This window comes from Nitrospirota bacterium, from assembly GCA_016212185.1.
GTDB lineage: Bacteria > Nitrospirota > Thermodesulfovibrionia > UBA6902 > DSMQ01 > JACRGX01.
This window is the reverse complement of record JACRGX010000043.1, coordinates 1-6,938: the sequence shown is the minus strand read 5'-3', so window position 1 is coordinate 6,938 and position 6,938 is coordinate 1. Positions and strand designations below refer to the sequence as shown.

Genomic DNA, 6,938 nt, shown 5'->3' with positions numbered 1-6,938 from the left:
CTTTGACCCGGACCTTGCATTGAAAAAGGCTGTCTGGAAAATGGGTGAGATAAAAGATAATAAAGCCGTAATAATTTTACATGTTCAGGGAGAGGCTGAACTCAGGATGTTTAAAGAGGACGGCAGGTGGAAGGTCGGATTAGTTGAGAGTTTCTGGACCAGGAAGTAAAATGGAAGAAAGACAAATACAATCAGAGATTCGTTCTGAACAGGAAACCGATGAGATTAATCTCCTTGACTATATTATTGTTCTTGTCAAGCGCAAGAAACTGATCGCATCAGTTACATTAGCCGCAGTTCTAATTACCGGGTTTATAAGCCTTATCCTGCCGGCTAAATACAAGGCAGAGACCAAGATACTCCCGCCCCAGCAGGGCAGTTCAAGCATGGCGTCACAGCTTTTAAGCCAGCTTGGCGGCGCCGGAGCTTTTGCAGGAGGCGCCCTCGGCGTAAAGGCGTCAAATGACCTATATATTGAAATGCTGAAGTCAAGGGCTGTCCTGGACAGGATTATTGATAGATTTGATTTAACAAATTTTTACAAGACTAAAAACCGTGAGAATGTTAGAAGTATTCTTGTTGAAAATATGTTAAGCGCCAGAGACGATAAAAAAAGCGGCATAATTACAATAGGCGTTGAAGACAAAAACCCTCAAAAAGCCGCTGACTTAGCAAATGCGTTTGTAGAGGAATTAAAGAACCTTACTAAAGGTCTTGCGGTTACAGAGGCCGCCGAGAGAAGGCTGTTTTTTGAAGAACAGCTTAAGGATGCAAAAGAGGCGCTTATAAAATCAGAAGAGGCTTTAAGGGGATTTCAGGAAAGGACAGGCGCCGTAAAGATAGATGAACAGGCAAGGGCGGTAATAGAAGGCATGGCGCAGTTAAGGGCTCAAATTGCCGCAAAGGAGGTAGAGCTTAAAGTAATGAGGACCTATTCAACCTCCAGCAATCCGGACCTTCAAAAGACAGAAGAGGCATTAAAAGGACTTAAGGCGGAATTAGGCAAGCTTGAGACAAGAAGCGGCAATAAACACGATACATTTGTGCCGACAGGCAGGATGCCTGAGATAGGGACTGAATATACCAGAAAGATAAGGGACTTTAAATTTAACGAAACCCTTTATGAACTTTTAACAAAGCAGTATGAGGCGGCCAAGCTTGATGAGGCAAGAGATTCGGCAATAATACAGGTGATTGACAAGGCAATTCCCCCTGAAAAAAGGTTTAAGCCTAAGAGAACTCAGATGGTTATGATTGCGGGAATTTCAGGCTTCATGATTTCTATATTTATTGCATTTTTTATGGAATTTATTGAGAAATCATCTGATAATCCGGAAACAAGACAGCGGTTTGAAACGATTAAAAAATATGTTAGGATAAAATAAAACCGTCACAGGAGGATAAATGACACCAGAGGAAAAAGAAAGAATAATGGGCCTTGGCATTGAAGAGAAAATTGCCCAGTCAAAAAAAGTTATCAAGGAGGCCATAGAGAAATTCGGTCCTGAAAAAATTGCTGTTGCATGGACCGGCGGCAAGGACAGCACAATAATGACGTGGCTGTTCAGTGAGGCATGCAAGGAGCTTTCAGTTCCGATGCCTAAATGCATGTTCATTGATGAGGGCTACGTCTTTGAGGAAATCTGGGATGTTGTCAATAAGCTTAAGAAAGAGTGGAATCTTAATGTTGTAATTGCAAAGAACACGGATGTAAGCGATAAGGCAAAAAATGTCGGCGATATTGTTAAAGTTAGCAGCCTTAACGAACGCAACAGGGCTGAGATTGTTAAACTCGGTTTTGAAGAGGCTGAGTTTCCGTTTGAACCAGAATCTTATGTAGGCAATCACCTGATGAAGACCGTTGCCATGAATATGTTTTTGGAGAATCACGGCATTCAGGCTTTGGCAACTGCCATCAGATGGGACGAGCAGACTGCGAGGGTGGCTGAGGGATATTTCAGCCCGAGGAGCAATCCGCCGCATACAAGGGTTCAGCCGATTCTGCATTTTAAGGAGCGCGACATTTGGAATACCATCCACGAATATAAAATTCCGTTCTGTGTTTTATACTATCAGGGATACCGTTCGCTGGGCGCAAAGGGAAGCACAGTAAAGATGTCGGATATCCCTGCGTGGGAGCAAGATCTGGAAAATACTACCGAGCGCGCCGGACGGGGACAGGGCAAAGAAGAGATTATGGGGAAACTCAGGGACTTAGGGTATATGTAATGCTCGGGTTCTTAAAAAAAAAATTATCCCCTAAAGACAGCAGTAAAAAAGTTATTGTCCTCGGCATTGACGGCGTTCCTTACAGCCTTCTTGTGCGCTTTATGAATGAAGGCATTATGCCTAATCTCTCGGCAATAGTAAAAAAGGGAACGCTTACGTATATGACCGCCTCAATACCTGAAGTGTCATCCACGTCATGGAGCACATTCATGACAGGCGTTAATCCTGGGAAACACGGCATATACGGTTTTATGGAAGTGCAAAAGGACAGCTACAAATGGCGCTTCCCCAACTCCTCGGACATAAAAAGCGACACACTGTGGGACATGGCCGGCAGGCATGACAAAAAAAGCATTGTGCTTAACCTTCCGTCAACATATCCTGCAAAAAAATTAAATGGAATCCTCACGGCAGGCTTTGTAGCGCTGGACCTCAAGAAGGCGACTTACCCTGAAAGCGCTTATGAATATTTAAAGAGCATTGATTACAGGATGGACGTTGATACGCAAAAGGCAAAGGAATCCCTGTCTGCTCTGAGCGCTGATATAGACCAGGCCTTTGAAATCAGGAAGAATGCCATTTTGCACTTTCTGGACAATGAGGAGTGGGATTTATTTATCGGGGTAATCACTGAAACTGACCGCCTGCATCATTATCTCTGGTGCGCCCTTGAAGATAAGTCGCATTCCGAGCATAATTTTTTCATAAATTTCTATAAAAAGATAGATGCGCTTATCGGTGAATTTTACAAAAGGGCAGGGCAGGAAATCCCTTTTATAATAGTCTCTGACCACGGCTCAACTGCGATAAAAAAAGAGATTTATCTTAATTCATGGCTCAGGGAAAAAGGTTATCTCAAATTCAAAAAAGAGGCGCCCGGCTCATTTGAGGAGATAAGCGAAGACAGCAGGGTTTTTGTGCTGGACCCTTCAAGGTTTTATATCCATCTGAAGGGAAAATACTCGCGCGGCTGTGTTGATGCCGGTGAATATGAAGACCTGAGGCAGAAACTGAAAGAGGAGTTATTGCCGCTTGAGATAGACGGAGAAAAAGTTATAAAAACAGTCTTTATAAAAGAGGAACTTTACAGCGGGAACTATTATAATGATGCGCCTGACCTTGTAGTATTGCCTATGCACGGATACGATTTAAAAGGCGCTGTCAACAAGACTGAAATAGCAGGCAGGAGCCAGCTTACAGGCGGGCATACGCGGGATGATGCGGTATTTTTCATCAATCGTGAAGTAAGAGAAAGGGATATTAATATCGCAGATGTAGGTCCAACAATAATTTCCCTGATGGGAATTAAAGGCGAGAACTTTGACGGCAGGTGTCTGGTATAAGCAGAGTTATGTCTGTCAATGTAAAACATAAGAAGAAAAAATCATTGAAAGCTCACTCCCGGAGTCAAAACAATGCCGGCCACCTCTATGCAGTTATAATTGCGGGCGGTTCCGGAACAAGATTCTGGCCCCTAAGCAGGGAGGATACTCCAAAGCAGCTTTTAAGCATTGGGGGCAGGGAGCCTTTAATACAGTCAACTGTTTCAAGGATAAGCAATGTCATTCCTTTAGAGCAAACGTTTATTGTTACAAACCAGAAGCAGATGGAGTCAATAAACCTTCAGCTTCTTGCCTCAACCGGTAAGCCTTGGGATAACCGCTTTATTATTGAACCTGAGGCTAAAAACACTGCGCCTGCCATAGGTCTTGCAGCCGTTTATTTGAAAACATTAAATCCTGATGGGATAATGGCGGTCCTGCCGTCAGACCATGTGGTAAAAGACAGCGGTAGATTTTGCAGTGCATTGCTGTCTGCCTCAGAGGCGGCGTCCAAAGGCTATTTAGTTACCATAGGATTAAAACCAGACAAGCCTGAAACTGGTTACGGCTACATAAAATGCGGAAAGAAAATCAAGGACGGCGTTTACATTGCCTCGGAGTTTAAGGAAAAACCCGACAAAGAGATGGCAAAGAAATATCTTAAAGACGGCAAGTACTACTGGAACAGCGGCATGTTTATCTGGAAGGCTGATGCGATTCTCTCTGCTATTAAAAAGCACATGCCTGATTTATATGCGGGACTGATGAAGATTGAGAAGGCAATCGGAAGTGCAAAGGAAAAAGAGACTGTGAGTTTGGTATTCTCCTCTCTTAAGCCGGAGTCTATTGATTACGGTATTATTGAAAAGGCTGAAAATGTAGCAATGATACCTGCTGAGATGGGCTGGTCAGACGTAGGGAGCTGGCATGCGCTTGGATATATTCTGCCGGTGGATTCAGATAATAATGTCAGGCACGGAAATATAATTTCAATAGACAGCAAAAACTCCATCCTCTATTGCGGCAAAAGGGTCGTGGCCGCGATAGGGCTTGATGACATGATTGTGGTTGACACTGCTGATGCCACGCTTATCTGTCCCAAGAACAGGGCGCAGGAAGTGCGGAAAATTGTGGATGTGCTTAAAGAGCGGGGAGCTAAGGAATGTGTCACGCACAGGACGGTATTCAGGCCGTGGGGCTCATATACCGTGCTTGAAACCGGAGACAGGTTTAAGATTAAGAAAATAGAGGTAAAGCCCGGCGCAAAATTAAGCCACCAGATGCACCGGCATCGCAGCGAGCACTGGGTTGTAGTTGCAGGGACGGCAAGGGTGACAAACGGCGACAGGATTTATGACGTGCATCTTAATGAGAGCACTTATATCCCGATGTCTACGAAGCACAGGCTTGAAAATATAGGCAGGATACCGCTTGAGATTATAGAAGTCCAAAACGGCGAGTATCTTGAAGAGGATGATATAGTCAGGTTTGAGGACATTTACAGCAGGAAAATTACGAAATAGTTCTGCTATAATTCTAAATCATTACTTTCTAAGTCCCGTTGAGAAGGTGGAATACTTAAATTTATGCTTAAACTTTAAAAACAGCGCCGGAGTGGCGGAATTGGCAGACGCAAGGGACTTAAAATCCCTCGGGTGGTGACATCCGTACCGGTTCAAGTCCGGTCTCCGGCATTTTCTTTAATCTCATGCCAGCAGTAACTGGTTTTCCTTTGACCGTGACTCGCCAATGGATGTCACGTAAATCGCAGGACTGTCTCCAACGGGGCATTTAGCCTCGCAAATACCGCAGCCGATGCAGAGTTCTGCATCAACCCTCGGCTGTTTAAGTGCAAACTCTTTGCCTTCGCGGTTTTTGACCTTATTGTTTTCAAACCAAACGGCTTTTTTTGATGTGGGACAGACCTCTTCGCATACTATGCATGGAGTTGCATGCGTATAAGGCAGGCACTTGTTTTTATCAATCACAGCAAGCCCTATCTTCACCTTCTTTTTTTCCTCTAACGATAATCTTTTTATTGCGCCTGTGGGGCAGACCTGTCCGCAGAGCGTGCATCTGTACTCGCAGTAACCCATCTTGGGAATGAGCAGGGGCGACCATATCCCTTCAATGCCGGAGTCAAAGAGTGTCGGCTGAAGACCATTGGTAATGCACACCTTCATGCACTCTCCGCATTTTACGCATCTTTTTAAAAAATCTTTTTCCTCAAGCGAGCCGGGAGGCCTGATGAGTCTTGGGTTGTGAAACTCGGGCTTTGAAAAAGAAGAGATGCGGATTAACGGGACAGCGGTAACGCCTGAGAGCATAGAAATAATAACCTGTCTTCTTCCGAGGTCCAGGGCGGGCTTTTGCGGCCCCCCGTTAACTCCCCCCTTAGTAAAAGGTAATACAGAGGGGTGAAACCCGAAACTCACCGCATTCTGGGGGCATATGTCATCGCAATTAAAACAGTAAAGACATTCTGTATCCCGCCAGTTTTCTTTTAAATCAGGATTTGCGCCGCCCTGACAGACTGTATCGCATATGCCGCAGGATGTGCATCCCTCGCTTACCGACCTGCTGAGTATGGAATATTTTGAAAGCAGTCCAAGCAGGGCGCCGAGCGGGCAGAGATATCTGCACCAGAACCTTTTTTCAATCAGATTAAGCCCGAGTATGGTAAAAAATATCAGGCATATAAAAGCGCTTTGATTGAAAAATGGCTGTCTGAAAGAAAGGATGCTGTTTTTCAAAGCGGAATAAATGGATTCTGATGCGCCGGTAATTCCTTTCAGGTTCAGATTATATATTGAGTCAAACACGGCATTTACCACGTAGTTAAATAAAGGATAAATGCTTAGAGAAAATGATCTGATGAGGAGTGAGATGGGGTCCATAATGCCTGTAAGCTGAAGTGTAAAGACAGAAGATGCGATAAGAAATATCAGGATATAATATTTTATCCTGTGCCAGTTTTTATTTACAGTATGGATGTGTTTTTTTCTGAAAGAGCCTGTGATGTTATTTAAAGTCCCGAGCGGGCACACCCACCCGCAGAACACCCTGCCAAATAATAGTGTGATAAGTATTATGATTACAGAAAAATAAAACGCCTTCTGAACGGCATGCGCGGAGAAGAGTGTTGTGATGAGTATAAGCGGGTTGAAATCAAGAAAGATTTTTACGGGATAGCCAAGCTCATTGGCGCCTTTTGATTCAGTCTGGATGAAAAGAAAAAGAAAAACAAGAAGAAATATCCCCTGAGTTATGCGTCTAAGATTCTGCATTAAATTAAATTTTTATTTTTTTGATATTTAATTTTGAAAGATCCATTGTGCCGAGTCCGTATTTATCCGCAATTTTTACATAACCGAGGTCACTGCCTTT

Annotated in this window: 6 protein-coding genes and 1 tRNA gene; 6 read left to right on the top strand and 1 reads right to left on the bottom strand. The window is 43.9% G+C overall.

The features are described 5' to 3' along the window. From HZA10_04775 to HZA10_04750, 6 genes are all read left to right on the top strand, one after another. Positions 1 to 169: hypothetical protein (locus tag HZA10_04775; protein ID MBI5195614.1), on the top strand; the 169-nt coding region annotated here is incomplete at its 5' end. A gap of 1 nt (position 170) precedes the next feature. Next, complete coding sequence (locus tag HZA10_04770) at positions 171 to 1,385, top strand: hypothetical protein (protein ID MBI5195613.1); 1,215 nt, start codon at positions 171 to 173, stop codon at positions 1,383 to 1,385. A 19-nt stretch (positions 1,386 to 1,404) separates the two neighbouring features. Then, positions 1,405 to 2,229, top strand: coding sequence for a phosphoadenosine phosphosulfate reductase family protein (locus HZA10_04765; GenBank protein ID MBI5195612.1), 825 nt, complete (start codon positions 1,405 to 1,407; stop codon positions 2,227 to 2,229). Next, positions 2,229 to 3,572, top strand: coding sequence for an alkaline phosphatase family protein (locus HZA10_04760; GenBank protein ID MBI5195611.1), 1,344 nt, complete (start codon positions 2,229 to 2,231; stop codon positions 3,570 to 3,572). The genes HZA10_04765 and HZA10_04760 overlap by 1 nt, the downstream gene beginning before the upstream one ends. A gap of 8 nt (positions 3,573 to 3,580) precedes the next feature. Next, the gene (locus tag HZA10_04755; protein MBI5195610.1) at positions 3,581 to 5,074 is read left to right on the top strand and encodes a mannose-1-phosphate guanylyltransferase/mannose-6-phosphate isomerase; all 1,494 of its coding nucleotides are present in this window, start codon (positions 3,581 to 3,583) and stop codon (positions 5,072 to 5,074) included. 85 nt (positions 5,075 to 5,159) lie between these two features. Further along, positions 5,160 to 5,245 (top strand) — tRNA-Leu (locus HZA10_04750). Positions 5,246 to 5,257: 12 nt separating this feature from the next. Here the strand turns inward: HZA10_04750 and HZA10_04745 are convergent. Further along, positions 5,258 to 6,838 (bottom strand): 4Fe-4S binding protein, encoded by a 1,581-nt coding sequence (locus tag HZA10_04745; GenBank protein MBI5195609.1) that lies wholly within the window; start codon positions 6,836 to 6,838, stop codon positions 5,258 to 5,260. Between the last annotated feature and the right edge of the window lie 100 nt (positions 6,839 to 6,938).